The 26,805-nt window shown below is 64.0% G+C and carries 26 protein-coding genes; 13 read left to right on the top strand and 13 right to left on the bottom strand.

The annotated features are described in order from the left end of the window. Nucleotides 1-5: 5 nt before the first annotated feature. From SFC76_RS18715 to SFC76_RS18730, 4 genes are all read right to left on the bottom strand, one after another. Nucleotides 6-470: a hypothetical protein gene (locus tag SFC76_RS18715; protein WP_322850924.1), complete on the bottom strand. Its 465-nt coding sequence runs from the start codon at nucleotides 468-470 to the stop codon at nucleotides 6-8. Between the two features lie 247 nt (nucleotides 471-717). Beyond that, entirely contained in the window at nucleotides 718-945 is a 228-nt protein-coding gene (locus SFC76_RS18720; RefSeq protein WP_322850925.1) for a hypothetical protein, read from the bottom strand. A gap of 3 nt (nucleotides 946-948) precedes the next feature. Next, entirely contained in the window at nucleotides 949-1,575 is a 627-nt protein-coding gene (locus tag SFC76_RS18725) for an SOS response-associated peptidase family protein (protein ID WP_322850926.1), read from the bottom strand. Nucleotides 1,576-1,587: 12 nt separating this feature from the next. Further along, nucleotides 1,588-2,043: a hypothetical protein gene (locus SFC76_RS18730; protein WP_322850927.1), complete on the bottom strand. Its 456-nt coding sequence runs from the start codon at nucleotides 2,041-2,043 to the stop codon at nucleotides 1,588-1,590. 58 nt (nucleotides 2,044-2,101) lie between these two features. Between SFC76_RS18730 and SFC76_RS18735 the strand changes: the two genes are divergently transcribed. Genes SFC76_RS18735 through SFC76_RS18750 form a run of 4 tightly spaced genes read left to right on the top strand, consistent with a single transcriptional unit; the run spans nucleotide 2,102 to nucleotide 8,050 of the window. Continuing rightward, nucleotides 2,102-2,803, top strand: coding sequence for a protein ImuA (locus tag SFC76_RS18735; protein ID WP_322850928.1), 702 nt, complete (start codon nucleotides 2,102-2,104; stop codon nucleotides 2,801-2,803). Continuing rightward, entirely contained in the window at nucleotides 2,721-4,511 is a 1,791-nt protein-coding gene (locus SFC76_RS18740) for a DNA polymerase Y family protein (RefSeq protein ID WP_322850929.1), read from the top strand. The genes SFC76_RS18735 and SFC76_RS18740 overlap by 83 nt, the downstream gene beginning before the upstream one ends. Next, the gene (locus tag SFC76_RS18745; RefSeq protein ID WP_322850930.1) at nucleotides 4,511-7,783 is read left to right on the top strand and encodes an error-prone DNA polymerase; all 3,273 of its coding nucleotides are present in this window, start codon (nucleotides 4,511-4,513) and stop codon (nucleotides 7,781-7,783) included. Before SFC76_RS18740 ends, SFC76_RS18745 begins: the two co-directional genes overlap by 1 nt. Before the next feature lie 3 nt (nucleotides 7,784-7,786). Next, nucleotides 7,787-8,050: a hypothetical protein gene (locus SFC76_RS18750; protein ID WP_322850931.1), complete on the top strand. Its 264-nt coding sequence runs from the start codon at nucleotides 7,787-7,789 to the stop codon at nucleotides 8,048-8,050. A 158-nt stretch (nucleotides 8,051-8,208) separates the two neighbouring features. Here the strand turns inward: SFC76_RS18750 and SFC76_RS18755 are convergent, their stop codons facing one another. After that, nucleotides 8,209-8,715: a hypothetical protein gene (locus SFC76_RS18755; RefSeq protein ID WP_322850932.1), complete on the bottom strand. Its 507-nt coding sequence runs from the start codon at nucleotides 8,713-8,715 to the stop codon at nucleotides 8,209-8,211. Continuing rightward, nucleotides 8,712-9,077 (bottom strand): helix-turn-helix transcriptional regulator, encoded by a 366-nt coding sequence (locus SFC76_RS18760; RefSeq protein ID WP_322850933.1) that lies wholly within the window; start codon nucleotides 9,075-9,077, stop codon nucleotides 8,712-8,714. Before SFC76_RS18760 ends, SFC76_RS18755 begins: the two co-directional genes overlap by 4 nt. A 181-nt stretch (nucleotides 9,078-9,258) precedes the next feature. On the opposite strand from SFC76_RS18760, the gene SFC76_RS18765 reads away from it, so the two are divergent. Next, nucleotides 9,259-10,194: an arginase family protein gene (locus SFC76_RS18765; protein ID WP_322850934.1), complete on the top strand. Its 936-nt coding sequence runs from the start codon at nucleotides 9,259-9,261 to the stop codon at nucleotides 10,192-10,194. A 314-nt stretch (nucleotides 10,195-10,508) separates the two neighbouring features. On the opposite strand, the gene SFC76_RS18770 is transcribed toward SFC76_RS18765, so the two are convergent. Continuing rightward, a complete protein-coding gene (locus SFC76_RS18770; protein WP_322850935.1) occupies nucleotides 10,509-11,135 on the bottom strand; it encodes a TetR/AcrR family transcriptional regulator in 627 nt (208 codons plus the stop codon). 98 nt (nucleotides 11,136-11,233) lie between these two features. On the opposite strand from SFC76_RS18770, the gene SFC76_RS18775 reads away from it, so the two are divergent. From SFC76_RS18775 to SFC76_RS18785, 3 genes are read left to right on the top strand one after another with little or no spacing between them, the layout of a single operon-like run. Further along, nucleotides 11,234-11,710 carry a carotenoid oxygenase family protein gene (locus tag SFC76_RS18775; RefSeq protein ID WP_322850936.1) on the top strand — a complete coding sequence of 159 codons (477 nt, stop codon included), beginning with the start codon at nucleotides 11,234-11,236 and terminating at the stop codon, nucleotides 11,708-11,710. A 51-nt stretch (nucleotides 11,711-11,761) separates the two neighbouring features. Beyond that, a complete protein-coding gene (locus SFC76_RS18780; protein ID WP_322850937.1) occupies nucleotides 11,762-12,556 on the top strand; it encodes an SDR family NAD(P)-dependent oxidoreductase in 795 nt (264 codons plus the stop codon). A gap of 37 nt (nucleotides 12,557-12,593) precedes the next feature. Beyond that, nucleotides 12,594-13,286: an NnrU family protein gene (locus SFC76_RS18785; RefSeq protein ID WP_322850938.1), complete on the top strand. Its 693-nt coding sequence runs from the start codon at nucleotides 12,594-12,596 to the stop codon at nucleotides 13,284-13,286. Between the two features lie 800 nt (nucleotides 13,287-14,086). On the opposite strand, the gene SFC76_RS18790 is transcribed toward SFC76_RS18785, so the two are convergent. From SFC76_RS18790 to SFC76_RS18800, 3 genes are all read right to left on the bottom strand, one after another. After that, nucleotides 14,087-16,108 (bottom strand): putative bifunctional diguanylate cyclase/phosphodiesterase, encoded by a 2,022-nt coding sequence (locus SFC76_RS18790; protein ID WP_322850939.1) that lies wholly within the window; start codon nucleotides 16,106-16,108, stop codon nucleotides 14,087-14,089. A gap of 363 nt (nucleotides 16,109-16,471) precedes the next feature. Continuing rightward, nucleotides 16,472-18,391 (bottom strand): hypothetical protein, encoded by a 1,920-nt coding sequence (locus SFC76_RS18795; protein ID WP_322850940.1) that lies wholly within the window; start codon nucleotides 18,389-18,391, stop codon nucleotides 16,472-16,474. A gap of 23 nt (nucleotides 18,392-18,414) precedes the next feature. Further along, nucleotides 18,415-19,362, bottom strand: a complete 948-nt coding sequence (locus tag SFC76_RS18800) for an NAD-dependent epimerase/dehydratase family protein (protein WP_322850941.1) — start codon at nucleotides 19,360-19,362, stop codon at nucleotides 18,415-18,417. Between the two features lie 89 nt (nucleotides 19,363-19,451). On the opposite strand from SFC76_RS18800, the gene SFC76_RS18805 reads away from it, so the two are divergent. Beyond that, nucleotides 19,452-20,336: a LysR family transcriptional regulator gene (locus tag SFC76_RS18805; RefSeq protein WP_322850942.1), complete on the top strand. Its 885-nt coding sequence runs from the start codon at nucleotides 19,452-19,454 to the stop codon at nucleotides 20,334-20,336. A gap of 411 nt (nucleotides 20,337-20,747) precedes the next feature. Here SFC76_RS18805 and SFC76_RS18810 read toward each other — a convergent pair whose 3' ends face one another. Continuing rightward, nucleotides 20,748-21,641, bottom strand: coding sequence for a LysR family transcriptional regulator (locus SFC76_RS18810; protein WP_322850943.1), 894 nt, complete (start codon nucleotides 21,639-21,641; stop codon nucleotides 20,748-20,750). Nucleotides 21,642-21,743: 102 nt separating this feature from the next. On the opposite strand from SFC76_RS18810, the gene SFC76_RS18815 reads away from it, so the two are divergent. The 3 genes from SFC76_RS18815 to SFC76_RS18825 all read left to right on the top strand — a co-directional run bounded on the left by SFC76_RS18815 (nucleotide 21,744) and on the right by SFC76_RS18825 (nucleotide 23,742). After that, nucleotides 21,744-22,382 (top strand): NADPH-dependent F420 reductase, encoded by a 639-nt coding sequence (locus tag SFC76_RS18815; RefSeq protein ID WP_322850944.1) that lies wholly within the window; start codon nucleotides 21,744-21,746, stop codon nucleotides 22,380-22,382. Between the two features lie 40 nt (nucleotides 22,383-22,422). Further along, nucleotides 22,423-22,866 carry an SRPBCC family protein gene (locus SFC76_RS18820; protein WP_322850945.1) on the top strand — a complete coding sequence of 148 codons (444 nt, stop codon included), beginning with the start codon at nucleotides 22,423-22,425 and terminating at the stop codon, nucleotides 22,864-22,866. 102 nt (nucleotides 22,867-22,968) lie between these two features. Further along, a complete protein-coding gene (locus SFC76_RS18825) occupies nucleotides 22,969-23,742 on the top strand; it encodes an SDR family oxidoreductase (protein WP_322850946.1) in 774 nt (257 codons plus the stop codon). A gap of 275 nt (nucleotides 23,743-24,017) precedes the next feature. Here the strand turns inward: SFC76_RS18825 and SFC76_RS18830 are convergent, their stop codons facing one another. Beyond that, nucleotides 24,018-24,689, bottom strand: a complete 672-nt coding sequence (locus SFC76_RS18830) for an NnrU family protein (protein WP_322850947.1) — start codon at nucleotides 24,687-24,689, stop codon at nucleotides 24,018-24,020. Nucleotides 24,690-24,905: 216 nt separating this feature from the next. Beyond that, on the bottom strand, nucleotides 24,906-25,964 hold the full coding sequence (locus SFC76_RS18835; RefSeq protein ID WP_322850948.1) for a serine hydrolase domain-containing protein: 1,059 nt from the start codon (nucleotides 25,962-25,964) through the stop codon (nucleotides 24,906-24,908). Nucleotides 25,965-26,385: 421 nt separating this feature from the next. On the opposite strand from SFC76_RS18835, the gene SFC76_RS18840 reads away from it, so the two are divergent. After that, on the top strand, nucleotides 26,386-26,733 hold the full coding sequence (locus SFC76_RS18840) for a VOC family protein (RefSeq protein WP_322850949.1): 348 nt from the start codon (nucleotides 26,386-26,388) through the stop codon (nucleotides 26,731-26,733). Nucleotides 26,734-26,805 lie beyond the last annotated feature (72 nt).

A 26,805-nucleotide genomic window follows, 5' to 3' on the forward strand; every position in this document is an offset into this window, starting at 1 on the left:
CGGCGCTATCGCGTCATCAGCCAGCCGAGCAGCGCCAGGATCGCCAGTGCCGGCCACCCGCCCTGCGCCCGCAGGAGATACGCCGCGCCGAGCACGCCGGTCGCCGCCAGCGCGCCGGCGACCACCCGATGCGTCGCGATCCGCTCCAGCATGATGATCCCGCCGATCAGATTGGCGGCCGTGTTGACCACGATCCACAGATAGGACGGGACCACGCCGATCGAACCCCACAATGGCAGCTTGATCGTCGCATAACCCCGCATCGTGCTCGGAAACAGATCCGCCGCGAGATGAAAGCCGATCCCGAACCCCAGCCCCGCCGCGACCGGCCATGTCCGCTGATCGAGCAGCGCGACCGCGAGTGGCAGGATACCGTGCGTCAGCGCGCTGCGATGCCGCAGCCGCAACGGCGTGTCGAGATCGGGCAACCGCGTCCCCGCCGCTGCCGCCAGCACGATCGTCCCGATCATGATCCACGGCCCGCTCCCCCCGGCAAACGCCAACACCACCGCCAGAAGGAGAAACAAGGATGCCGCCATCCGCGGCCGTTAACCATTTGTACCCGTTTTGTCCACGGCCACCGCAGGCAACCGATACGTCGCGACCCGGGGGACGGGCCAATTCAGACTGTAGGAAGCAAGTAAGTGGCGGGCCGCGCCAGACCCGGATGAGCACTATGTCTACGCTATAGCTCTCTAAATCCCTCTGCGGCCTGGATCAGCAGCGAGGCATGGCCGACCATCGTGATGCGAGCCCGTCGACGCGTGCCTCGGGTATGGCCGGGACGGTCAGCACCGACGCTGGCCATTTTGCCGCACGGCCGCCGAGCTTCCAGCGCAGCATGTCGGAGAGGCCGCGATCGGTGCTTGCCTGACCGGGATTGAAGAAGCGGATGCCGTCGAAGTGATCGCTCGGCGGGCCGTCGTAATAGCGATTGCGGGCCATCGGTCAGGCGACTTGCATCAACTGCGAAGGATAGGCGGTGAGCAGCGTCAGCGCCTCCTCGACCGGCGTGGTCAGCCAGCGTTCCTGGTCCTCGGCGAGCAGGATCACCGGCATCGCCTTGGGGTGTTTCGGCGCGACGAGCGGATTGGGCTCGGTGGTGCAGAAGGCATAGACGCGGGCGTGGTCGGCATCGACCTTCCACAGTCCGGCGAAGCACGGCACCGGCTGGTCCTCGACGGTGAACCACCAGTTGGTGTCGCCCGGCCCCTGCCTGTCCGAGACAGCCTTGGGTTCGGCGAAGCGGGTGAAGGGCACGAGGCAGCGATGCTCGGTCCGCAACAGCCAGGGCTTCCACAAATTATTGTGCAGATTGCGGGCGTTGGTCCACCAGTCGTAGAGGAACGGCAGTTCCCCCTCGCGAGCGGCACGCTTGCGGGGTTTCCGTGTCGGGAAGCCCCAGCGCATCGTGCTCAGCACGCGGTGGCCATCTTCGTAGCGCACGACATAGCCGGGCTTGCCGGGGGCGGCATAGTCCTTCTCGATCCCCAGCACGTTGGCCGCGTCGTCGACCGCGGCGAGCGCATCGAAATAGCCGCGCGGATCGACCTTCAAGTTATAGAGATTGCACATCTTCGTCTTCGATCACGAGCGATGGCGCGAGACAAGCTTCTTCCACGTCGCCTCGTCCGGATAGGGCAGCGGCGCGCCGGTCGGCGGTTCGCGACCGACCGTGACGCGCGGTCGCGCTATTGCTTTCTGCTCACGGCAGCCGGCGCAGCAAAGGCGGGCTGCCACGGCGGGCAGGCCATCGTCCCAGCCGCGGCGGTTGAACATCCACCACAGGCATACCGCATCCAGCACCCGAACATGACCGCAACGCGGACAGGTCAGGCGCAACGTCCGCTTGTACAGCGCGCATTGCTCGAGCGTGCGCAGGCGGCGTCCGACATGGTCGTAGTCCGCGCGCGCTCCCCCCGTCGGAGCTGCGGACCCGGCAGCGTCGATCCCGTTTCGGTTCACCGAATCCCTCCCGTAACGCCTTGACCCTTCGTCAACAATTCTGGAACATATAGCGAACAGATGAGTCGCAACAGCCATGTCCGCTAACCCCCAACCCGACGATGCCCTGGCTCGCTTGCGCGAGGAGCTGGGTGCCGTGCGCGGGCCGAAGCTGGCGGTTCTACCCTTTGACATCGAAGCGCTCGACACGCGGCTCGCCGAGGGCGGACTCGTGCTGGGCGGCCTGCACGAGGTGTCGCCGGCGACGCCGACGCTGACCGACGATGCCGCGGCGACGCTGTTTTCGGTCGGCATCGCCGCACGCGCTGCGGCGCGGTCCGGCAAGCGCGTGCTTTGGGCGCTGACCCGCTTCGACCTCTATGCCCCCGGTCTGGAGCAGGCCGGGCTCGACCCGGCGACGCTGCTGTTCGTCGAGGCACGCGACGACAAACAAGTGCTCGCCGTCATGGAAGACGGCCTGCGCCACGGCGGCCTCGCCGCGGTCGTCGGCGAGGTCAAGCGGGCCGATATGGTCGCGACACGGCGGCTGCAGCTTGCTGCGATGAGCGGCAACGCCCCGGCGCTGCTCGCGCGCCGCTGGCGCAAGGCGGGCGTCGAGCCCCTGTCCGACCTGTCCGCGGCGATGACGCGCTGGCGGATCGCTTGCGCGCCCTCCGAGCGGCTGCCGGCCCCCGGCGTCGGCCGGGCACGCTGGACCGTCGACCTCGCGCGCCAGCGCGGCGGTCCTCCCTTTACCCTGCAACTGGAGGCATGCGATGACACGGGTCGCCTCGCTCTACCTGCCGCAACTCGCCATCGAGCGACTGCGCCGGCTCGAGCGACCGCGCGCGCTGCCTGAACGGCAGCCTGCGCCATCGCTGCCGGTCGACGACGACCCCGGTGCCTGTTCGGTGCCGCGGGGCGGCGGCTGGCGCCCGGGCGCTCGCTGGGCGCGCGCCGACGGCGCACGTGCAGCGATCGAGGAGCAGGCCGCGGCGCTGCCGCGCCACCAGCAGCCGACGATGCGCGAACTCGGCCGGCGCTCCGAGGCGGCGGATCATCCGTTCAAGCGACCGGTGTCGGCAGGAAGCACGCGCATGGCCCTGCCAGTGGCCGTGCCGGTCGCGCACGCGGTGCCGCTGGTCCTCGCCGAGCAGGCCGGTCAACGCCACGTCATCACCGCCGCGTGCCCAGCCGCGCTTTCGCTCGGCCTGATACCCGGCATGGCGGTGACGCAGGCGCGCGCGCTGGTGGCAGAGCTCGACGTGCGTGCCGCCGATCCCGCCGCCGATCGCGCAGTGCTCGACAGCCTCGCGCTCCATGCGGTGCGGCATTGGACGCCCACCGCCGCGGCAAGTGGCGCGGACGGACTGTGGATCGAGCTGACCGGTACGGCGCACCTTCATGGCGGCGAGGCGCGCTTTTGCCGGCGGCTGGTCCGCTTCTGCCGGCGCTTCGGCTATACTGCACGCGTTGCGGTGGCGGGAACGCCGGGCGCCGCGCACGCGCTCGCACGGTTCGGGCGCGACGCGATCAGTGCCATCCCGAACGGCGGCGAGGCGCAGGCGCTCGCCGGCCTGCCGCCCGCCGCGCTGCGCCTGACGCCCGAGGCGCTCACCGCCGCGGCGCGGTTCGGGCTCGACCGGATCGCCGATCTGCTGCCGCTGCCGCGCGGCCCCCTCGCGCGCCGGCTGGGGCTCGCCAGCGTGCGCCGTCTCGACGAGGCGCTCGGCCGGGTGGCGGAACCGATCGTGCCGGTCGTCCCGGAGGAGACGCCGCTGGCGCGCCGCCGCCTGCTCGAGCCGATCGGCACCGCCGAGGCGATCGAACACGTCACCCGCGACCTTCTTGCCGACATGATCGGGCTGCTGCAGGAGCGCGGCGCCGGCGCCCGCACGTTGCTGCTCGTCATCGAGCGGATCGACGGCAGCGAGCAGCGGCTCGCCATCGGCACGTCGCGACCGACGCGCGACGCGGGCCATCTCGCCCGCCTCTTTCACCTCAGGATCGAGACGATCGATCCGGGCGACGGCATCGAGACGATGCGGCTCGCCGCCACCCGTACCGATCCGCTCGGCGCGACCGCGCTCGTCGCCAGCCTCGCCGGCGACGATGCGCCGCCGGATGTCGCGACGCTGGTAGACCAGATCGCCGGCCGCGTGGGTGATGCGGCTCTGTTTACCGCCGCACCGGTGGAGAGCGACGTGCCCGAGCGCGCCGTCCGTCGCACCGCACCGCTCGCTGCCCCGACCGGCTGGCCCGCGTGGCGGCGACCGGTGCGGCTCCTCAACCGGCCCGAACCCTTGGTCGGCGTGCTGGCCTTGCTGCCGGACGCACCGCCCCGGCGCTTCACATGGCGTGGCCAAGTCCATGCCGTCGTCGCCGGCGACGGCCCCGAGCGCATCCATGGCGAATGGTGGCGGCGCGACGGCGAGCTATGGGCGGTGCGCGACTATTTCCGCGTCGAGGACGATACCGGCGCGCGCTTCTGGCTGTTCCGCCGCGGCGATGGCGTCGATGGCGCGACCGGCGACCTCAGCTGGTATCTGCATGGGCTGTTCGGCTGATGGCGACGCAGACGACCTATGTCGAACTCCAGGTTACCAGCCACTTCTCGTTCCTGCGTGGTGCCTCCAGTCCGGACGAACTGTTCGCGGCCGCGGCGCTGCTCGGTCATGCCGCGCTTGGGCTGACCGATCTCGGCAGCGTCGCCGGGCTGGTGCGTGGCTGGGAGGCACAAAAAGCGACCGGCGTGCGGATGATCGCCGGCGCGCGGGTGCGGCTCGACGACGGGCGCATGCTGCTGCTCTACCCGACCGACAAGCCCGCCTGGTCACGCCTCACGCGTCTGCTTACGCTCGGCAAGTCGCGCGCCGGCAAGGGCGGCTGCGCGCTGGCGTGGGAGGATGTCGTCACCTGGAACGCGGGGCTGATCGCCATCCTGCTGCCCGATCTGCCCGGTGACGCCACCCGCAGCGATCTCGGCGATCTGCACGAGGTGTTCGGGGACCGCGGCTATTGCGCGCTCACCTTCCGGCGGCGGCCCGACGATGCGATGCGCCTGCACGACCTCGCCCGGCAGGCAGCCGACGCACGGGTCGCGACCGTCGCGATCGGCGACATCCTCTATCATGCGCCCGACGCACGGCTGCTGCAAGACGTCGTCACCGCGATCCGCGAGAAATGCACCGTCGACACGCTGGGCTATCGCCGCGAACGCCACGCCGACCGGCACCTCAAATCCCCGGAAGAGATGGAGCGTCGCTTCGCCGCCTTCCCCGACGCGATCCGCGCCACCGCCGAGATCGCGAGCCGCTGCACCTTCGACCTTGGCGAGTTGAGCTACCAATATCCCGACGAGCGCGTCGTCGACGGGCTGACGGCGCAACAGGCGCTCGAACAGCTTACCGGGGCCGCCGTGGAACGCCGGTTCCCCGACGGCGTGCCCGCGCAATACCGGACGCAGATCGATCACGAACTGCGGCTGATCGCCGAACTCGCCTATGCGCCTTACTTCCTGACCGTGAACAGCATCGTCGCGGAGAGTCGGCGCCGCGGCATCCTGTGTCAGGGCCGCGGCTCGGCGGCGAACAGCTGCGTCTGCTTCATGCTCGGCATCACCTCGATCGACCCGATCAAGCACGAGCTGTTGTTCGAGCGCTTCATCTCGGGCGAGCGCCGCGAGCCGCCCGACATCGACGTCGACTTCGAGCATGAGCGCCGCGAGGAGATCATCCAGTGGATCTATGAAACCTATGGCCGCACCCATGCCGCACTGACTGCGGTCGTCACCCGGTATCGCGCGCGCGGCGCGGTGCGCGAGGTCGGCAAGGCGCTGGGCCTGCCCGAGGATCTCACCAAGGCGCTCGCCGGGCTGGTGTGGGGCTGGAGCCAGGAAGGCGTCGGCGAGAAACAGGTCCAGCAGCTCAACCTCAACATGGAGGACCGCCGCCTGCGGCTGGCGCTCGATCTCGCCCGCAAGCTGATCGGCACGCCGCGCCACCTGTCGCAGCATCCCGGCGGCTTCGTGCTGACGCATGACCGGCTCGACGATCTCGTTCCCATCGAACCCGCCGCCATGGTCGACCGGCAGGTGATCGAATGGGACAAGGACGACATCGACGCGCTGAAGTTCATGAAGGTCGACGTGCTCGGCCTCGGCATGCTCGGCTGCATGAACCGCGCCTTCACCATTCTGGAGGAGGCCAAGGGCATCCGCGTCGGCATGGCCGACCTGCAGGACGACGATCCCGACGTCTATGCAATGATCCAGAAGGCCGACACGCTCGGCACCTTCCAGATCGAGTCCCGCGCGCAAATGAGCATGTTGCCGCGGATGAAGCCGGCGCGCTTCTACGATCTCGTCATCGAGGTGGCGATCGTGCGGCCGGGTCCCATTCAGGGCGACATGGTCCACCCTTATCTCCGCCGCCGCGAAGGGCGCGAGAAGCCGGACTATCCGCGGCCCGAGCTGCGCGCGGTGCTCGAGAAGACGCTCGGCGTACCGCTGTTCCAGGAACAGGCGATGAAGGTCGCGATCGTCGGGGCAGGCTTTACGCCGGCCGAGGCGGACCAGCTTCGCCGCGCGATGGCGACGTTCAAGTTCACCGGCGGGGTCAGCCATTTCTTCGACAAGCTGGTCGGCGGGATGGTCGAGCGCGGTTACCCTCGCGACTTTGCCGAACGCACGTTCAAGCAGATCGAAGGGTTCGGCAGCTATGGCTTCCCCGAGAGCCACGCGGCGAGCTTCGCCAAGATCGCCTATGCCAGCTGCTGGATGAAGCATCATCATCCCGACGTGTTCTGCGCCGCGCTGCTCAACGCGCAGCCGATGGGGTTCTATGCGCCGGCACAGGTTGTCCGCGACGCTCGCGACCACGGCGTCGAGGTGCGTCCCGCCTGCATCAACGCCAGCCGCTGGGATTGCACGCTGGAGCCGGGCCGTGGCCGCCATCTCGCCGTGCGCCTCGGGTTGCGGCAGGTCCGCGGCCTCGCCAACGCGCATGGCGCGGCGATCGTTACCGCGCGCGGGCAGATGCCGTTCGGCTCGGTCGAGGAGGTCTGGCGCCGCGCCGGCGTGCCGCGCGCCGCCATCGAGCGGTTAGCCGAGGCAGACGCGTTTCATGCGCTGGGCGAAAACCGGCGGCAGGGCTTATGGAAGGTGAAAGGCCTCGGCGACGCGCCCTTGCCGCTCTTCGCCGCTGCCGATGCACGCGAGTCGCTGTTCAGCCCGGAAGGGCTTGAGCCTGACGTCAGCCTGCGGCCCCTGTCCGACGGCCGGGAGGTCGTCGAGGATTACCGCGCGCTTCAGTTGTCGCTGCGCGCACACCCGCTGGCTTTCCTGCGGCAGGATCTGACCCGGCGGGGCATTACACGCTGCGCCGATCTCGCAAACATCAAGGACGGCCGTCACGTCGAGGTGGCCGGGATCATCCTCGTCCGCCAGAAGCCCGGATCAGCCAAGGGCGTGCTGTTCATCACCATCGAGGATGAGACGGGGATCGCCAACGGCATCCTCTGGCCCGACCGCTTCGAGGCACAGCGTCGCACCGTGATGTCGGCGGCGATGATCGGGATGAAGGGTCGCGTGCAAAAGGAGGGACAGGTGATCCACGTCATCTGCGACCGGATCATCGACCATGGACCGCTGCTTGCGCAGGTCGGGCAGATGGATTTCCCGCATGCGACCGGGCGCGGCGACGGCGCGCGGCATGCGGGCTCGCCGGACCGCGGCGATGCCGGCTGGAAGCCCGGCCCTCGCGACAGCTATTGGCCGCCGCATAGCACCGGCATGGATCCGGAAGATGTCGTGCGGGTGAAATCGCGCGACTTCCACTGATCGGTGTCGCGGCACCAGCGGATCATCATCGACCTTTCGCTCCATATCCTCCGCGGGGCAGCGGCGCGTTCTGGCAACGGCAAGGTTGACACGGTCGAAGTCCGGCTCGCGCTACGCTGTCTTGTCGCGCATTGCCCGGAACGCTGGCCGCTCGACATGTTCTGGAGCTCAGCCAGCACCGATCACGATATCGGGCGGGCGCAGGGCTGCACCGCGGCATTAAATGGGATTGTCCGGCAGATCAAAGGCGTCGGTCGCCTGTCTTGACCCATATCCGGTCATTCAAGGCTGCCTCTTCCCTTCCCAACTTCCGTCAGTCGTTCATCACGGAAGCGGAAGGCCTGCAGCTGCCGTCCTAAGTGAACGCAGCGCATTAATGGGGAAAGCGACTGGTCTGTATCGTTCGTCAGCCGTCGTAAGCAGCGCTATTCCTCGTCGTTGAACGGGCGCGTGCGCCAACTAGCGTGAAGCGTCGGCACTGCACTGAACAACGCCATCATGTAAAAAGCGAGCGCGGTAAGTTCCTGTTGAGCAACAAGGGTCGACCACACCTGCATCGCGAGGAGGCCAACCGTGAGCCATATTCCTGCGAACGCAGCCACTGCCACTGTTGCAAATCCAACTAGAAAAGAGTCGCGCCGCTGCTGGCGCTCGAATTCGTCCGCACGCTCGCTGAAGCGACGCAGTGGCCCCCAGTTTGGCATGAGAATGGCGACGAAAAAGCCCACCATGATCAGTGAATAGCCAATCCAGTAGCTGCGGCCCGGGTGAAAAACGCACCAGAGTAACCCAGCACTGGCAACCAACAAGGCCAGCAGCGGGGGCCAACGCAGGTGGCGCTTGCGCTGTGTTCCCGCTGCCATGGCGGGCACACCCGTCCACATCACCGAGCGATCTAGCCATGTGAGAAAACGATGCTGCCGGTTGCTCATTGTTCCACTCCTATCCGCCGCAGGCTACTTGCGATCGCTTCGAACGGGGTGAGCGAGAAGATCATCTCGACAGGCACGTTGAACACCCCTGCGACCTTGAGGGCAAGCTCAAGGCTAGGCTTGTAATCGCCACGCTCAAGATACCCGATCGTCTGCGGATTGACGTCCACAGCCTCCGCGAGCTGCCGACGCGACAACCCATGCTCGGCGCGGAAGACCGCAATCCTGTTATGCATAGCTTCAAATACCCGATTCGCTACGATACGTTGTGTATGCACAACATTTCGACGACAAAGCAATTGGCTATTGTCGTTTGCGCCGGAAAGTTTTGAGCACGAGCCAACGTCCTCGATCAGGGCCACGAGTAACGACATGAAGATAGCTGTCTCGGGGTGATAGGACCATCAGCGGCCGCTCCGCGTCGTTAAACGCATTCCTGGGTCGGCGGATCATTCATCTGAGCTCTGGTGTCGGTAGCGGCTCATTGCTGACGAGGCGTGGCTCATGTGCGCAACAAGATTCGCGCGAGATCATTAGTTGCTGATGAGCAAAGCTGTTGATTTCGAATATCCGACCTTCGCTGGCCTTCCTGTTGGACGGCTCGACGATCTGGCACCGGGGCAGGTTGCGGTTTTCGGCGCGAGTGAGGCCACACCCTATGACGCTGCTGTCGCCAGCCATTCGGCACAAGCACCGGGCGCGATCCGAGCCGCGTCGAAGGCCTTGGCTGGTCAACTCAAGCAGCACGACTTCGATACAGGACGAACCTTGCTATCCGAAGAGCGCCCCATCAAATGGGTCGGCAGAGATCTGGGCGATGTCAAAACGCGTGTCCGCGATGCCGTCGGCAACCGCAGCAGGATCACGGCAGCGACAGCCGGCATCCTCGCGGCGGGCGCGTTCCCCCTTGTCTTGGGTGGAGACGATTCCGTGCCCATTCCCGTCCTCGCCGGGTTTGATGGACATGGTCCGGTCACGATCGTGCAGGTCGATGCCCACGTCGACTGGGCCGACGAAATCCGCGGGGAGAATATGGGATATGGCTCGCCGATGCGTCGGGCCGCTGAGTTGCCGTGGGTCGAAGGTATACTGCAAATCGGTATTCGGGGCCTTGGCAGCGGCGAAGTGTGGCAGCATGACGATGCTCGCGCCTGGGGCAGCAAGCTGATCACCAGTCGGCAGTGGCATCGGGATGGAGTCAATGCCGCTCTGGATCGTCTTCCCCCTGGCGGTCGCTTCGTCCTCTCGATCGATTGCGACGGTCTAGACCCGGCCGTATTCCCTGCCGTAGCGATGCCGACGCCGGGAGGCCTCGACTATGAGGATATGCTTGCTCTGTTCGACGGTCTCATGGCGCGGGGCACGATAGTCGGAGCAGTTATCGCGGAATATGTTCCCGACCGAGATGATGCTGCACGTTCGTCCGCCCTGCTCGCTGCCCGGTTGGGACTTACACTCATGGCGGTGATGCGCCGCTAACGCGGGCGGCGTCGACGATCAGATCGGAGGCCAGAGCCTGCAACCCGCTTGGCGTCCAAAAGTAGTAATGACCCAGATGCGGTCATTCGCGGCCTCTCTTTGGCGCCCCACCTTCTGCCATCCATTCATGTTGGCAGCGTGGGAGGTGCTGAGCCTCGGCCCTGCCCGCTGCCCTGTCAGCTTCCCAAAAAAGATCGAGTTTCAGGAAGAGACTTGGCTTCCCAAGCCCCTGACACGAGCATGAAGTGGGATCGACAGACGACTTGTCCTACCATGCTCTCCCTTGATTGTGACATATGCGTGGGATCGCGGACTCAGGCTCCTCGTGTCGCTTCGGCTGACGGTTGGCCGATCGCAACGTTGGTACATGCGGAGATGATCGTAGCGAAAAGCTGAGATCGGGCGTGGCGTTGGTCGGGGTGCTCAATCGCCGCTTCAATGCACAATGTGGCGTAGCCGTGGACGAGGCACCAAGCCGCCAGACTTAGCTCTTCGACCAGATCGGCCGGTGACATCGCCTCGATGACGGCAACGAGCGCTCCGAACGCCTTGGCTGCCGCAGCGCCGGCATCAGGGAATTTGCTGAGGTCGACCAGTTCGCGCGCGAACATGAGCCTGAACAACGCGGGCGAGCCTTGCGCAAACCCGATGTATGCCTCGGCCGAGGCAGCTAACGCGACATTGCCGGTCAGGGATTTTGCGGCCGAGCGCAGCGCCGCTTCCAGCCGCTCGAACCCGCTCAGCACCAAGGCGGCAAGCAGCGTCTCCTTGTCCGCAAAGTGATTGTACGGCGCCTGCCGCGACAAGCCCGCGCGTTCCGCGACCTGACGCAGCGACAGGCCCGCAGCTCCTTCTTGCTCCAGCAAATCGTCGGCTGCGGTGACCAGCGCATTGCGCGCATCGCCATGATGATAGCCGCGCGCGGCTGGTGCTTTTGCCAACGAGATTCTCCCTCTCGCCCGATCTAGCGGAACCATGTTGACAGCGTCAATGTTATAACTTCATATTGACAGCGTCAACACAGGCTTAGGAGACCACGATGTTCGGACTGCACCACGAAGCCACCGTGCCTATGCCCGCCACCTTCACCGCGCTGAGGGCGGACACGCAGGATCGCGCCGTTGGGGAGATTACGGTACGCGGCAAGCTGCCGGAGGAGCTTACGGGCGTGCTGTTTCGCAATGGTCCCGACCGCTTCCGCCGCGATAGCCAGACCAAGCGCACGGTGCTCGACGGCGACGGCGTGGTGCAGCGGCTGGAGATCGCCGATGGCCGCCGCACCGGGAGCGTCGCCTCGTTTGACTTCGGCGCTGACGTCTGTGCCGGCGAGCCGGTCTTCGCCGCCGACCCGAACGGCAACCGCGACGAGGGTTGGCTGATCACCCAGACGCTTGACGTCACGCGTGGCACCTCCGGCTTCGCAATACTCGACACGCGCGATGTCGCCGCCGGACCGGTCGCGGTCATCGAGCTTGGGCGAAACGGTGCCGATCAGTTTCCATGGTCACTGGATTGACGCCTGATCCTGCCAACCACCCTTGAATCTGTCCGAACAAGGAACACCATCATGACACAGCAGCGCACCGTTATCGTCACTGGCGCCGGCACCGGCATCGGCCAAGCCACAGCCGCCGCGCTGAAGGCGCAGGGCTGGCAGGTCTTCGCTACCATGCGCCGGCCGGACCCGGCGCGTCACGGCCCCGACGCGCTCCCGCTCGACGTCACCAGCGATGAAAGTGTCGCGGCCTGCGTCGCGGAGGTGATGAAACGGACCGGCCGGATCGACGCGATCGTCAACAACGCTGGCGTCGACATGGTCGGCGCGGCCGAGGAGACCAGCATGGCCGAGGCGCACGCGCTGTTCGAGACCAACTTCTTCGGCGTCCATCGGCTGATCCAGGCGGTTTTGCCGATCATGCGCGCGCAAGGCTCGGGACGGATCGTCACCACCGGCTCGATCGCCGGCTTCCTGCCGACGCCTTTCAGCGCCTTCTACTCGGCGGCGAAACACGCGCTCGAAGGCTACACCGATACGCTCGCGTTCGAGGTCGCGCCGTTCGGAATCCGCTGCTCGCTGATCCAGCCGGGTTTCATCAAAACCGAGCTGCGCGGCAAGAAGGCGGAAGCCGCGACCCGGATCGACGCCTACACTAATCTTCGCAACAGGGCTGGCGCCTCGTTCGATGCCAATGTCGGCAAGGGCATTCCGCCCGAGCGCGTCGCGGAGACGATCGCAAAAGCACTCAACAGCGCCACGCCAAAGCCGCGCTATCGCGTCGGGCGCGATGCTGCCATGCTCCACATCGTGCGGCGCTACATGCCCGGCTTCGTGTTCCAGGCCGGGCTCAAGCGCCAGTTCTGACGATATTCTCAACCGTTTCACGAAGGGGAAGCTGACAATGAATGGGGCCGAGACTGTTCTGGCGACCGTCACCACATTCGTCGGTACGCATTTCTTGTTGTCCCATCCTTTGCGCCGGCCGCTCGTCGCCGCATTGGGAGAAAAGGGCTTCCTGGGCGTCTATTCGCTCGTCGCCGTCGCTACGCTCGGCGCGACCGTCTGGGCGTATCGGATGGCAGAGGTTACGCCGCTGCTCTGGGAGGTCGGCGGAGGATTGTGGGCGATTTCCACGATCCTGATGCTGCTCGCCTCCGTTCTGCTGATGGGCTCGCTGGTGCGCAATCCAGCGTTGGTAGGTGCGCAGTCGAGTGCAGCCACAGCTTCGGCACGAGGTGTGTATGCCGTGACCCGTCATCCAATGATGTGGGCCTTCGCCGTTTGGGGCGTGGCGCATATCCTGATCTATCCCGTGACCAAGAACATCATCCTTTCCGGCGCGATCATCGTCCTGTCACTGGTCGGGGCGGCCTTTCAAGATCACAAGAAGGCTACGCTCGATCCCCAGGGCTGGTCGGCGTGGATAGAGCGCACCAGCTATCTGCCGATCGCAGCGATCATTGCCGGACGCGCCAAACCGGGCGGCTTCGGCACCCATGCCCTGGCTGGCGGGCTCATATTATGGCTGGCAGCGACATGGGCGCACATTCCGCTCGCGGGCTGGCCCGCAGGCATCTGGCGCTGGATTGTCTGACCTTCTCGGCCTGGCAGCGTTCCCGAAAGCGACGATCGGAAAGTCGGTGCATTCCCGATTGGGAACCCACGACGAGAAAGCGGCGGGGGTCGACCGCGTTGATCCCTTCACTGGGAGTGATATTCCCAATAGCTCTTTCGCGAAACTACCCGCAGAGACGAAGTTTCGGGAAGGTAAGGCGTTAGTAAAAACGGAGTTTCGGACGGGCCGCCTCGACCCACATGCGGTCATTCAGGGAGCTGGGAGCACCATCCAGAAGCGGACATTCATTCATCGGCCCGTGCGGGCGGTTTCAAGCTTCATAGTGCCGTTCAATTTCGTCCAACCGGAGTGTGATCGCCCTGCTAGGCAGATGGATGGTTAGCCTCCTCCGCTCCTGTTCGTTGAAACGAGCGGCCTTGATCAGCAGATCACGGATGGCGGCGCGACCAACGACCCTGTCACCCCCGAGCCATCCACTACCGAGGGCGATCTCAGGTGCTAGAATGAGGAGGCCATAGGCGTCAGGCGAAACATGCTCGATTATGACGGTAGTGCCCTCTTCGCTCTGATCTCAAGTTCATTCTAACCTGCGGATCTCGGCTTGGCGACCGGCGGGCGTTCGGACCCAGTTGCGGACACTCACAACGCCCTGCTCACTTCCCAGCTTCAGATGTTCATTCATAATGAGATTGTGCCGTTGATCCTCAGCGGAAAAGCGATAATTCTTGGGGAAGTGCTACGTCGAGGGTTATCACGGCATGTGGTGACCAAGCACTCGAATAATAACTCATAAAGCTCCCAAAGTCTTTACATTTTCTTCAAATCACCGCTTCGACGCATGCCACGCTGCAAAGTTCCGCTGGCTTGCCGATCAGGAACCCCTGGACCTGATCACACCCCCACTGCTGCAACAAAAACAGCTGTTCTTCGGTTTCAACCCCTTCGGCGACGATAATGAGGCCCAGACTTTTGCCAAGCCCGATCGTCGCCTTGACGATCGATGATGATGACGCGTTGTCGTGCATGGTGGCCACGAAGCTCCGGTCGATCTTGATCTTGTCGAAGGTAAATTCCTTGAGATTACTGAGTGACGAGTGCCCTGTTCCGAAGTCGTCCATCACGATTTTCGCGCCGCACTTTCCCAGTTCCCCGAGGGTCGCGAGAACGTTGTCCCTTTGGAAGCCGAGGAGTGTCGCGCTTTCGGTAACCTCGAGTTCCAGTCGGTCAAATGCGACGCGCCAACGCCGTGCGCTATCGCATAATTCGGTGACAAGCCCGTCGGAGCGAAACTGTATTGGCGATAGATTTATCGCCAGTGATAGTTTCGAGTCCCAAGTCGATGCAACACGGAGTGCATTGTCGATCACCCATGAGCCGATAGTCCTGATGAGCCCGCTCGACTCGGCTATAGGTATGAAGATGTCCGGCGGTATGTCGCCAAGAATAGGGTGCCGCCAGCGAAGAAGTGCCTCATACCCGACGATCTTCAACGAAACCACGTCAGCGATCGGCTGGAAAGCTAGACGGAACTCGTTGGCAGAAACGGCATTCTCGAGGTCTCTTGCGAGACGCACGCGCCGGCTTTCCTCGTCCTTCAAATGCTTGTTGTAGATGCGCGCCGTGTTCCTGCCGTCGGCCTTTGCACGATACAGCGCAAGATCCGCAAGCTCGTGAAGCTCGTCTCCGGTCTGTCCAGGCTCTGAGAGGGCTACTCCGACGCTCATCTTGATCGCTACACCCTCGTCCGACGGCGCGGAGGCCATCTTGAAGATGCGCGATATCAGTGTTTCCGTGGCTGCTGGTTGGGAGCGCGCTACTTGGATGACGGCGAATTCATCACCACCGATACGGGCAACCAAGTCATCGCCGCGAACGCACGAAGACAGCAGCTGCGCGGTGCGCTTCAGCACCCGGTCTCCGCCCGCATGACCCAATCGGTCGTTAATAGCCTTGAACGCGTCCAGGTCGATCGCGAACACTGCTACAACGTCACCTGTGCGCGCGCTGCGACCGAGTTCGTGGGCAAGACGGTTCTCGAACAGCAGGCGGTTCGCAAGCCCAGTCAGCATGTCATGGTTGGCGAGGAATTCTGCGCGGCGCTCGGCGGTCCTGCGGCTCTCCACAGCCTTACGGTATTCGTGAAGTCCGCGCGCCAGATCACCGAGCTCGTCGGGCCGCTCAAGACCGGGTACGTCTCGATCGCTTTCACCTATCTGAAACTCGCGCAGCCGCGCCGCCATGATCGTTATCGGCAATACCAGTCTACGCCGAAGCCAGATCGCCATACTGAATATGATGGCAACGATCCCAAGTCCGCCGAGGAGCACTGATATGATGTCCCGACGGCCGTTGCGTCGGTTGCTTTCTGCTGCAAGTCCGATCGCCAGTGTCAGTTCCTTTCGCGCCTGACTACGGCTCATCTCCAAGGCCGTTAGCGCACCGAGGAAATGTGGCATGGCCGTTTTGATGCCGGAGGGGTTTAACCGGCTCGTTTCGATTAGATGGTCGGAGGCTGCAGCAAACACAGTTACGGCTTGCTGCCCCTCCTGAATGATACCCGATCCAGATTCCAATCTACGATCAGGTGCCTGGGCAGCTTGCAAAGATCTCAGTCTAAACTGCGCGATCCGCTCGTGCAGTACCGCCCATCTTGCGTCGGGTACCTTCACCCCGTGTTCGGCATCCCGGGTCAGGCGGCCAACGTCCTGACGCAATTGCCGCTGTACCTGGTCCAGTCGATCCTCTCGACCGAGCGCATCACTGAGAAGTGTAATGCGCAGGTCAGCCTGATGAATCTTGTTGCCAACCGATAGGCCGATAGCCAGCAGTGTCAGCGCCATTACGATCACAGACGTGCAAGCAATTGATACACGCGCCGATACCGATAGTCGCACAGGCTTCTCCCTGCGCCGCGCTTGACGCCAAAGCGTTACGTTATCGTTAGAGGATGGTAGCCGCGCCCGCTGCCAGCGCCCATAGCGCCCTAAACCCAGGCGTTGGGATAGGCGAGCCTGATAGGGCCGGAGGCCGCCGAGCGAAGTCGAGTGTCAATAAAGACCCAATAGCGGCCGCTCGGCGCCGACTCCGCGTTCCCCAACTCCGGACAGTTATTCATGTTGCCTCGCCGGCAAAACTGCGCGCGCGATTACACTGGGAGGGAAACCTAAGACGCCGCTATAGCGAGAGGGGGGCACACCGCATGCTCATCGTGCGGCGAGTAGCGCAGTCAGCCCATCCCGATGACCGGGGACACGTGTCAGGTGGGGGTATCGCAGTCCGCCACGATAATCGATCGTTCGTGTCACGGAATTTCCGTCGTGCTGCCAGGTGAGCGCGATCGGCTTCGCTGGGCTATTCCGTACTGCATCTTGGAGAGCGCCACGTGTGTATGGCGCCCCCGTGACCGCCGTAATGTGATCGCCGGGAGCCATCCCTGCGCGGAACGCCGGCCCGGCCCAATTCACCGCGCGCACCTTCCCGTCATCTGCAACCGTCAGGCCGATCGAGTATGAAAGGTCCGCTCCGCCGAGTTCCTGCTCGTTCTGCTGGAATGTTAGTGTCGGCTCTGCATCATAGGTGAGACGCCATCCCTGCCGCTTGAGCCCTTCGGACGGGTCCATTTCCCCATGCCCTTCGATCCAGCGGTTAAGGAAGCTCGGCCAGTCGAACGGCGCAATGCGTTCCAGAGCATCGCAGAGGTCGTCGAAGGTATAGGTGCGAACGGGATGCTCCGCCGAGGCACCGGCGAAAAAATCCCGCGCGAAATCATCGATTCCACGGCGCCCGTGGGTCTGCTCGCGTAACAGCGCATCGATGTCGAGCCACAGCATCACGCCTTCCAGGTAGTAATCCTTGCGCCGCTGCCAGTCGCGCCAAGGGACTGATTGGCGAAGCATGAATGACGGGTAGTTCACGTCGTCCGACAGCGACCGCCACGCGCGTCCCGGTCGATTGACGACCTCGGCCGCATCAAGTGCGAGCTTGTCGAGCGTTTCCTCACGGCTCCGCAGCCCCGCACGAGCGGCGAGCACGCGCGCCCAGAACTCGGTCTGGCCTTCGTACATCCAGAGCAGGCTGCCGCTTTGCGGAACATTGGGAGTGGGTGCCCACAGGTCCACGGGCACGCGGTAGAGGCCGTTCCAGGCATGGACGAACTCGTGCGCGACGATGTCGCGATTGTTGAGCTGCCCGGCCCAATCGCGGAAGTAGGACGAGGCCATGCCGATTTCGGCCGACGCCCGGTGCTCCGTGCCGCCGGACGAGCCGTCGTCGCTCATCCGTGCCAGCACCTCGTAGCGGCTGAACGGCGGCGGGCCGAACACCGCGCGCGCCTGCGTTACCATTCGACGCAGATCCGCGATGCGATCGGGGGGAACGGCAAGATCGCCGGCTTTTGTTGCAACGAGGTCGAGCGTTACCGCGCCCGCGCCGTCTTGTGCAAGCGGCACGCGTGCGGCGTGACGTCCTGCGAGGACCGGCGAGTCGAGCAACCGCTCCAGAGAAACCGGTCTAAAGCTGAGCTTGCCTTCCCGCGGATCGGCAACGTCAAGCGACGAAAATGCGCTCAATCCCGTTGGCAGCATGACCGACGGTGCTACATCAATATTTCGAGCGTACCACCCGGCCGGGTACAGCAGCAGGTGCTGCCAAGCCACGGCGACCACATCGGCCAACAGTCGATCTTCATCCGCGATGATCTGGAAGCTTACGTCGATCGTCTTGGTACCCTCGGGAACTTCCAGATGAAAGGCGTGCGGCTCGATCGCATCCCGCCGCCACGCGATCGGTTTTCCGTTCGTCGATACCGTCAGCCCGGCCAGCTCGGTGACGGTGAGACTTGGCCCGTGGCTTGCCGCTTCCCAGCGTGGGTAGAGGAGCGTCATTGCGCCCGCGCGTTGCACCGGCACGCGTTCGCGGACGACGAACACTCTGTGCGCCACGTCCCGCGCGTCCACTTCCAGCGCGATCGTCCCTCGGAACGGGTGATCGACGGGGGAAGTGATCGGTGTTCGATCGAGCGTCTGGACGGGAAGGTCCATCCGCGCCGCTGCCTGTGGTGCGCCGGCAGCAGCGCCGGTTGCGCACAGCACAGCCGCCGCAGCCGCCATTTTCCATTTTTGCATAACCGTCGCTAGCTCCGTTCTTCTCACTCGTAGCCTCCTGATCGACCGCCCGCAAAAGCGTGAACGGTCACGGGCACGCCGATCTCGAAAGGAGTCGGGTCGAAGACGAAGCGGCGAGCAAACTTGCCGCCGTCGACGACGTAAGAGCGGTCCCAGGTAAAGCCGACATCGGCGACTTCCTTGGCAAAACGGTAGAACAACCCCAGCGGACGCAGCAGAGCCAGCGGTACGCCCCACACCCGCAACGTGTAGCCACGAGCGGCAGCTGCCATCGCCAGCAGCGCACGCGGCGTGCGGGTCGGCGCGCAAGGCATATTCCAAACCTGATCGAAATCCTCGTCCGGCGCATCCAGCAATAGCACTGCTGCGCGGGCGATATCGGGCACATACGCGAAGTCGTGCGGCGTGTCGGTCGGCACCAGCATTTGGGCGGGCTTGCCCTTCGCGATTTCACCGATGGCGAGCGTACCAAGGTGCGACACCGTTACGCCAGGTCCGTAGAAATCAGTGCAGCGCAGCGCCGCCACATGCACGCGGCCGCGCGCCGACTGCCAGATGCGCGTCACCTCGGCCAGAATCACGGGTTTTTCACCGACCGCGGTCAGCGGCATATCTTCCGTGCGCGGCGTCGTCTGCGGTCCGAGCTGATAGAGGTTATCGATAAATACCAACCGCGCGCCCGCGGCCGCACATCCCTCAACCATGTTGGTCATCGCCCGCGGCCAAACGGTGCGCCACAGCCGCGAATCGTAGGCAAAGCCGACTGCCAGAACCGCCTGCGCGGCACCCGCGAGCGCCGCTCGGACATCAGCGGCGTCGAGGACGTCACATGGCATGTGCTCGACGTCCGCAGGAAGGTTCGCAGGTAGGCGGCGCGTCGCGACACGCACGCGGTCTCCACGAGCCAGCAGCCTCTCGACGATTGGCTGGCCGACCGCCCCGTATCCGAACACCGTGATTTGCTGTTTCATCTTTTGTCTCCGTTGCCGTGCGACCGAATTACGTGGTCGCAACAACATCGAAAATTGCCCAAGAACGTTGATCTGCTATACAAAAACCAATGAGCGACGATCCTGATTGGGCCCTATACCGCACGTTGCTCGCCGTTCTTGATGAAGGCTCGCTGTCTGCCGCCGCTCGCAGCCTCGGGCTCACGCAACCCACGGTTGCGCGTCATGTCGACGCGCTAAAGTCGGCTCTGGGCGCCGACCTGTTCGTCAGGTCGCAGCGCGGGCTGGAACCCACTGATCTTGGCCAATCGCTCCGATCGCATGCGCAGATTATGGCGACCACAGCCGCCGCGCTGCTGCGCACTGCCAGCGGTACGCTGGGTAGCGTCACAGGAACGGTGCGGATCAGCGCCAGTGACGTCGTCGCCGTCGAACATCTACCGCCAATCCTGACGCTGCTTCGACGCGACCATGCGGCACTTGTGGTCGAGTTGATGTTATCGGATCGCGTCGACGATCTGCTCGCACGTGAGGCCGACATCGCCGTTCGCATGACCGAGCCCACACAGACCTCTTTGCTCGCGCGCCGCCTCCCGCCTGTCGAACTCGGTTTTCATGCACACCACAGCTATCTCGACCGGCGTGGAACGCCGGCCAACATGGCAGAACTCGCCGCCCATGACCTGATCGGGCATGACGCCGAAACGCCGGCGCTGCGCGCGATGGTCGAGCAGCTTCCGCCCCTTGACCGGCACGGCTTCGCGTTCAGGACAGACAGCAACCTTGCCCAGCTCGCTGCTATTCGCGCAGGGTTCGGCATCGGCCTGTGCCAATCCGCTGTCGCGCAGCGCGACAAGGCCTTGGTGCGCGTTCTTCCTACAATTGCGCTGCACCTGCCGATTTGGATCGTCATGCATGAGGATCTGAAGACCAGCGCCCGCTTCCGCACCGTGTTCGACGCCTTGGCTAACGGGTTGGGCAACATGGCCGTCTAACGTTCCTTGCGGAGCTGGCGCCCGATCAATGCTATCCCCCTCCTACGCTGGACGGCGCGGCACCGTAAAAGACCAAAAAGTTGCCATTCCCGAAGCCTTTCCGCGTTCCCAACTTCCGACATTCACTCATCAGTCCGCGACCAACCGGCAGCGCCGCGGGAGCGGGCGGAAGGTGGGACAAACCCGTCGTTGAGTAACGCGACAGCGAACGACCGTTTTGGGGTGAAGCGGCCGTTCGCGGCAACGAGCTGTATCCGAAGGAAGGGCATTTCCCGACGAACCATCGTGTTCGGTAACGTGGGAAGTCCCCGGCTGCGGCCATACCGCGCCGCTCGTTCGATGCCCACTTTGTAGGCATCGGCAGCGGAGTTTACCTCACCGGAGTTGGAACGCGTACCATCGAGTCTGCTGTCAGTTCTCCTTCCGCCGAAACGCCGCAACGAATGCGCCCATGACTGCGGCGAGCGCCGATCCTGCAGGACCCGGCGCACGCAACATCCACACGGCCCAAGGAGGCGGCGCGTAGGTTTCGAGCACCATCATGAGACCGCCAGAGGCCAGGAGCGTCGCCGTGCCTTCCGAGCCAGCCTGCACAATGCCTGCTCCGAGCACCGCAGCTGCGCGCATGGCGTCTGATCCGTCGACGATGAGTGCGAAGTCAGGTTGAAGACGGCGCGTGCCACTAGGTGTGCGAAACAGCCAGGGCATCATGCGCCCCGTTGCCGGAAACCGCACCCCGACCAGCCGATGTCTTACTAGGTCATCCGGCGTCTGCGGCACACCGTGCTTGGCGAGGTAAGCGGGCGCCGCGAGGGTGACGAGCGGCAACGGTGCGAGGCGCCGTGCGAGGAGGCTCGCGTCGGCGATACGTGGCGCGATGCGCACCGCGAGGTCCCAACGTCCGCCGCCAAGGTCGGCAAGGTGGTCATCGAATGCAAGCTCCACACGCAGCGCGGGATGACAATCCAGAAGCGAAGCCAGTGCGTGCAGCAGGGTCGGAGCGAGCGAGGCGGCGGCGGTCACTCGCACCGTACCCGCGACCCCGAGCGGTGCGCCGAGCCGACTGGCGGCCGCTGCGAGCGCGAGTGCCGGGCCTCGGACCTCAGCGAGGAAGCGCTCACCGTCTGGCGTCAGGGAGAGTGTGCGGGTCGATCGACGGAACAGGCGCGCACCGTGTGCGGTCTCAAAGCGCCCGACGAGGCGCGCGACGGCGGCCGGGGTCACGCCGAGCAAGCGCGCGGCGCCAGCGAAGGAGCGAGCCTCGGCAACGCGGAGAACGACGACAGCGGCACGTAGAGTGTCCATCTAATATTCAATACATTCTGTTGGTTCACTTACAACACCACCTGTCATTCCTCGATCGACTGTCCGCGCTTACGTTGAGGGTATCACGAGCGGAGAGAGATGATGCGCATAGGGATCGTAGGCGTGGGGCAGGTTGGGGAAACCTTGGGGTCTATCTGGGCGCGCGCGGGTCACGAGGTGGCCTTCGGGTCGCGTGACTCAGTCAAGGCCGCGGCGGCGGTGAAAGGCTTGGCCGGTGCTCACGCGATGACCCAGGAACAGGCGGTGGCGTTCGGCGATGTCGTGTTGTGGACGCCGCGCGGCGTGATGCCCGCCGACCCGAACCTCCTCGCCGGAAAAATCGTGCTCGATCCCAACAATCGCGAGCCGGATCCCGGCCGCGATTACGCCTCGCCGCATCCTAATGGGCTGAGTTACGCCGAACGGCTCCAGGCCGCCGCACCGCAGGCGCGCGTGGTGAAAGTGTTCAACACCATCGTGATGCGGGTGCTGCGGGAGACTCCCGAACGGCTGGCGGCGTCGGGCACACAGGTGTTGCTGGCCAGCGACGACGGGGAGGCGAAGACGGTGGCCGCTGGGCTGGCGGCGGACGCCGGGCTGGGCGCGGTGGATCTCGGGGGGCTCGACGCATCGTGGCTGGCCGAGGCGATGGCCGACGCGTTCCGCCAGGGCATGCGAACCAGCCCTGCCGAATGGCGCCAGGCTTTGGTGTTCGCTGACCTGACAGACCGGCCCAACTGAGATGAACCTCCGAGTCCTGCCCAAGAAGGAGCACCGACGCATGTACGACCACGTCATCTGGCCTGAGCAGTTCCACCCCAAGATCTCAGAGATCTACGGGCTGAACGATATTGACGTTGAAGCGTCCGCCGAGACGGTCTGGAAACTGCTCGTCGATGCCGAGAACTGGCACCGTCACTTCCCCCCCGAGAACCAGGTGAAGATTCTCGGCGGTGAGCGGGAACTTGCCCTCGGGACCAGGCTCACCCGTGTGACTGCGGGCTATCCGATGAGCCTTGAAGTCACCGAATGCGTCCCTGGCAGACGGCTCGCATGGGCCACCATGGTCGACGATGACGACACGGGCTCCACCGCCTATCACGGCTGGGTCATCACCCCCACTGCACAGGGCTGCCACCTCCTCACCGAAGAGACCGAGCAGGGTTCCTTTTTCCTGGAGATGATCGGACGCCAGAATCCCGGCCTGTTGTATCGCTACCACTAGGAATGGGTGGAAGCCCTGGCTCGCGCGGCGGAGGAAGCCAATCGCGTCCAAGCCTGACCGACCTTCGCGCCGGCTTTCCTCTTGAATGAACGAATATTTGTCATGAGCAATTCCGCATCAGTGCAAGTACCTACGCCGACACCATCGTTCGACCTCACCGGCAAGCGGGTCGTCGTCGTCGGCGGTAAGAAGGCGATCGGCCTCGGGGTCGCGCAGGCCGCCCATGCCATGGGCGCTGCCGTTACGGTCGCCAGCCGCCGCAATACGTCGGTCGAGGAACATCCGGAGCTTGCGGCGTTCGAGCAAGTCGTTCTGGATATCAGCGACGAGACAGCAGTGCAGGCCGCATTCGAGGCGATCGGGCCCTTCGATCACCTCGTCGTCACCGCCGGACCGGCGCTCGGTGCTTGGGGATCGTTCATGGACCCCGACATGCGCGGCGTCCGCAGCTATCTGGAGGCCAAGTTTCTCGGCACATGGGCCTGTGCTCGATATGCCGCCCCGCACCTTCAGGCTGGCGGCTCGATGACCTCCCTGACGGGCGGGACCGGCGCCCGCGCGAAGCTTGGCCTAGCCGCGGTCACCTCAACCTTTGCGGCGGTCGAATTGCTGTCACAATCGCTCGCGCTTGAGTTAGCTCCGATCCGCGTCAACACGATCCGGCCCGGCTTCATCGATACCAATTTCTGGGAAGTGCTGCCTCCGGCGGACGTGGAGGAAATCCGCGCCAAGGTACGCGCCAAGTTCCCGGCCAGGCGGTTGGGGACAGCAGGGGATGTCGGACACGCAGCTGTTTTTCTCATGACCAACCCATATGTCACCGGGACGGTACTTGAAGTCTCCGGTGGCGAGTTGCTAGTCGATTGGATTTTCTGACTTCGATCTCGCCGAAACGGGGGAAGCCTTGTCATCAGCAACGATAATCGGAATAGCAATTGGCGGGTTCCAGTAAAAGCCGTCGGCCACATTAACGTTACCAATGTCTTGAGTTGGTCGAAAGCTGCCGCCAGTTTCGCAGTGGCGCTGACCCACAACCGGCCGTTCAGCGGTAAATTGACGGGTCCCGCTTTCGGACTCTCGTTCATCGCTCAGCGACATTAGTGCCAGCGGGGGCGGCGGGACTACCATCCGACACTTCCCGATCGACAAACTCAATAGATCCAGCGCCAGATGCCGGCCGGCCATCCGGCGAGCGGGATGTGTGCCCATGTCGCCAGGAGCCATGTGACAAGGCCGCCACCTAAGGCATGTCCCCCAAAGCCGCCCAATTTGGTACGTCCGGCAGCGATGGCGGCGAACGGCAGATAGCTTGTCCGAGCCTGCCATGCTGGCCAGCCTTCCGGATCCAGTGTGGCCTTCTTGCGATCCTGCAAAGCCGCCCCGACCAAAGCCAGTACGATCATCGATCCCGACAGGATGACGTTCTTGGCGATCGGATAGATCAGGATATGCGACGTGCCCCAGATCGCGAACGCCCACATCATCGGGTGTCGGGTAACGCCATATACGCCCCGTGCCTCGGCCGTGGCGGCATTCGTAGCGGTGCCGGCAAGCGCGGGATTGCGGACGAGCGACCCGAGGAGCAGGATTGAAGCGACGAGCATCAGGGCGGTCGAGATCGCCCACAGGCTACCGCCGACGTTCCACAAAGGCGATGTGATCGCGGCGGCCCGATACGCCCAGATCGTCGCGCCGAACGTGACGAACGCCACTAAAGAATAGACGCCCAGGAATGCCTTCTCGCCGATCGCGGCGACCAGGGGGCGGGCGCAACGGGTGCGACAGTAGGAAATGGGTACCGACGAATATCGCGGCAGCCGCAAGAACGGTCATGGTTCCTGTCACCATCTCATCTCCCTCGTATCGATCCTATCATCATTCACCGCGACGCCAGTGGGGATGATGATCATGCGCGTGAACTGTTGCGCAGGCACGATGCGTCGTTCGGGTGCCGCAATGCCTGTTTCGTTGCAGAGCATCGCAAATTGACTTGGTCACGGTCAGGCGTTTCCCGTGTTATCGGGAGGAAGGCGGTTGATTTAGGCAGTAGCAATAGTTTCGGCCCAGTCCCCGATCTGGGACTGCGACATATCGGTCGTGTTGAAGATCACGATGGTTTCGCTCCGACTCAGGCGGTGCGCGATCAAGGCTCGATATCCCTCAACCTTACCTGACTCCCATGCCCATGGCTCGTTGCCGATAGCGTGGACACGGCCCCCGAGGGCATATTCCTGATCCGGCCATCGAACGCTTGTGAGTTCCAGCCGCGATCCCGCGCTTAGAAGGCCGGTATGAAAAATGCCGTGCGCGGCGCGGACGGCATCCCGCACCGTGCTGGCCGTATTCCCGCTGCCCGCCAGGAACGCGGGGACAGCCGTCATCTTGCGGACTGGCGGGACGACGCTGCCGTACGCGGCCGCTAATCCCGGCATCGAAGGTTGCCCCATCTGGGCATAACCGGTCTCGGTCATGTGCAGCGGTTGAAGGACCATCTGCCCAACCAGCTCGGCTAGCGGCTTGCCGGTGATCCGCTCCAGCACCGCCGCGACGATCACCCAGTTGAGGGGGGTGTAATCCCATCCCGCACCAGGGGTGAACTTCAAGTCGCCCCTCCCGTATTTGGCTAGTATCGTCGCCGGCCTCTCCGTCAAGTTAAGGAGCGATCGATCAGCCTTGATCGCTGGAACCAGAAGGTCGGTGATACCGCTGGTGTTGGACAGCAGATGCTTGATCAACACGCGGTCGCCCGTGTCGCGGCGAAAGTCCGGCAGGTAGGTCGCGATCGGCGCATCCAGCGATAACATGTCGCGCTCGACTAGGCGGAGGGCAGTCGCGCTGGCCACCCATTTTGATGCGGACCCCCATTTGAACTGCGTGTGCGGCGTGACGGGACGTTTATCCTCCACATCGGCTAGACCGACGCAGCGGATGTGCTCGAGCTTGCCCTGTCGTCCGTAGGCAAGCGCGCCATTGAAATCCGGAGGCAGGATTATCCCTTCGATGGCCTGACGCTTGGTTGTATTTGGGACCTTGGCGGATGCTGCGGTCGCTACCCCCAAAGCAAGGCCGCCGACGATAAGCTTGCGTCTGTCGATCATTCCCGTGCCCCCGTTGTTGCATCGAGGCATATGTCCGCTTGGTCATCAGGACCAGCCGAAAGAAATTGGAGAAGCCGCCGGATGAGCCGTATATACGCAACGATCGCGTGCCGAGGCGACTTCTTCGATAGTGCGGGCAGCGGCGTTAAACTGCCCCTCGCCCCCCGCCCCCTGCCCCTTGCCGCAGTGACCCAGTTTTGGACGTTCACGTGAAAGATTCCGCGCCCCAACATCGGACCTTCGTTCATGTCGAGGCGGGCTCATGCCGCACGCATTTCCCACCGCCCGACGGCACGCCAAATTTCTCAAAGGGATCGAGTTTTGCCAATGCCGTCTCGCCTGTATGACTCGATGGGGCAATCGACAAAGCCAGGCTATGGTCATTAAACCCGACACGGGTTTGAGAGCTTAGAGGATAAGTATGCTACGCCCATTTATCCCTGCGCGCGATCATGGCCGATCTCGTTCGTTCTACGAAGCCTTGGGCTTTTTGGTCGAATATGCTGACGACAGCATCGCCGTCATGTCGAACGGCGACGCGAGCTTCCTCCTTCAGAACTTTTATGTGAAGGAGCTGGCTGAGAATTTCATGGTGCAGCTGGTGGTTTCAGACTGCCGGGAATGGTGGCATCGCCATAATCCCGCAGCTGTTGCAGAACGGTTTGGTGCGCCAGCCCCAACAGCTCCTGCGGTTCAGCCTTGGGGTTTGACGGTCGGCTTCGTCCACGATCCTTCCGGAGTGCTGTGGCATATAACCGAAAGATCGTAATGACCTGTCCGCAGCACCATCTGTGGACGCCCCTTCGGTTGCAAGCGGTATTTGGAAGTTCTGACACAGAGT

Origin of the sequence: Sphingomonas sp. CD22, assembly GCF_034556155.1 — a bacterium.
Classification (GTDB): Bacteria; Pseudomonadota; Alphaproteobacteria; order Sphingomonadales; family Sphingomonadaceae; genus Sphingomonas.

Bases quoted from the DNA above. Each gene is read 5' to 3' on its own strand.
- SFC76_RS18790 (WP_322850939.1), bottom strand. From the start codon at position 16,108: ATGGCGCTGACACTGCTGGCTATCGGCCTATCGGTTGGCAACAAGATT.
- SFC76_RS18715 (WP_322850924.1), bottom strand. From the start codon at position 470: ATGATCGGGACGATCGTGCTGGCGGCAGCGGCGGGGACGCGGTTGCCC.
- SFC76_RS18820 (WP_322850945.1), top strand. From the start codon at position 22,423: ATGTACGACCACGTCATCTGGCCTGAGCAGTTCCACCCCAAGATCTCA.
- SFC76_RS18825 (WP_322850946.1), top strand. From the start codon at position 22,969: ATGAGCAATTCCGCATCAGTGCAAGTACCTACGCCGACACCATCGTTC.
- SFC76_RS18765 (WP_322850934.1), top strand. From the start codon at position 9,259: ATGAGCAAAGCTGTTGATTTCGAATATCCGACCTTCGCTGGCCTTCCT.
- SFC76_RS18815 (WP_322850944.1), top strand. From the start codon at position 21,744: ATGCGCATAGGGATCGTAGGCGTGGGGCAGGTTGGGGAAACCTTGGGG.
- SFC76_RS18800 (WP_322850941.1), bottom strand. From the start codon at position 19,362: ATGAAACAGCAAATCACGGTGTTCGGATACGGGGCGGTCGGCCAGCCA.
- SFC76_RS18840 (WP_322850949.1), top strand. From the start codon at position 26,386: ATGCTACGCCCATTTATCCCTGCGCGCGATCATGGCCGATCTCGTTCG.
- SFC76_RS18775 (WP_322850936.1), top strand. From the start codon at position 11,234: ATGTTCGGACTGCACCACGAAGCCACCGTGCCTATGCCCGCCACCTTC.
- SFC76_RS18780 (WP_322850937.1), top strand. From the start codon at position 11,762: ATGACACAGCAGCGCACCGTTATCGTCACTGGCGCCGGCACCGGCATC.
- SFC76_RS18795 (WP_322850940.1), bottom strand. From the start codon at position 18,391: ATGCAAAAATGGAAAATGGCGGCTGCGGCGGCTGTGCTGTGCGCAACC.
- SFC76_RS18805 (WP_322850942.1), top strand. From the start codon at position 19,452: ATGAGCGACGATCCTGATTGGGCCCTATACCGCACGTTGCTCGCCGTT.
- SFC76_RS18720 (WP_322850925.1), bottom strand. From the start codon at position 945: ATGGCCCGCAATCGCTATTACGACGGCCCGCCGAGCGATCACTTCGAC.
- SFC76_RS18810 (WP_322850943.1), bottom strand. From the start codon at position 21,641: ATGGACACTCTACGTGCCGCTGTCGTCGTTCTCCGCGTTGCCGAGGCT.
- SFC76_RS18740 (WP_322850929.1), top strand. From the start codon at position 2,721: ATGACACGGGTCGCCTCGCTCTACCTGCCGCAACTCGCCATCGAGCGA.
- SFC76_RS18730 (WP_322850927.1), bottom strand. From the start codon at position 2,043: ATGGCTGTTGCGACTCATCTGTTCGCTATATGTTCCAGAATTGTTGAC.
- SFC76_RS18755 (WP_322850932.1), bottom strand. From the start codon at position 8,715: ATGAGCAACCGGCAGCATCGTTTTCTCACATGGCTAGATCGCTCGGTG.
- SFC76_RS18835 (WP_322850948.1), bottom strand. From the start codon at position 25,964: ATGATCGACAGACGCAAGCTTATCGTCGGCGGCCTTGCTTTGGGGGTA.
- SFC76_RS18785 (WP_322850938.1), top strand. From the start codon at position 12,594: ATGAATGGGGCCGAGACTGTTCTGGCGACCGTCACCACATTCGTCGGT.
- SFC76_RS18745 (WP_322850930.1), top strand. From the start codon at position 4,511: ATGGCGACGCAGACGACCTATGTCGAACTCCAGGTTACCAGCCACTTC.
- SFC76_RS18725 (WP_322850926.1), bottom strand. From the start codon at position 1,575: ATGTGCAATCTCTATAACTTGAAGGTCGATCCGCGCGGCTATTTCGAT.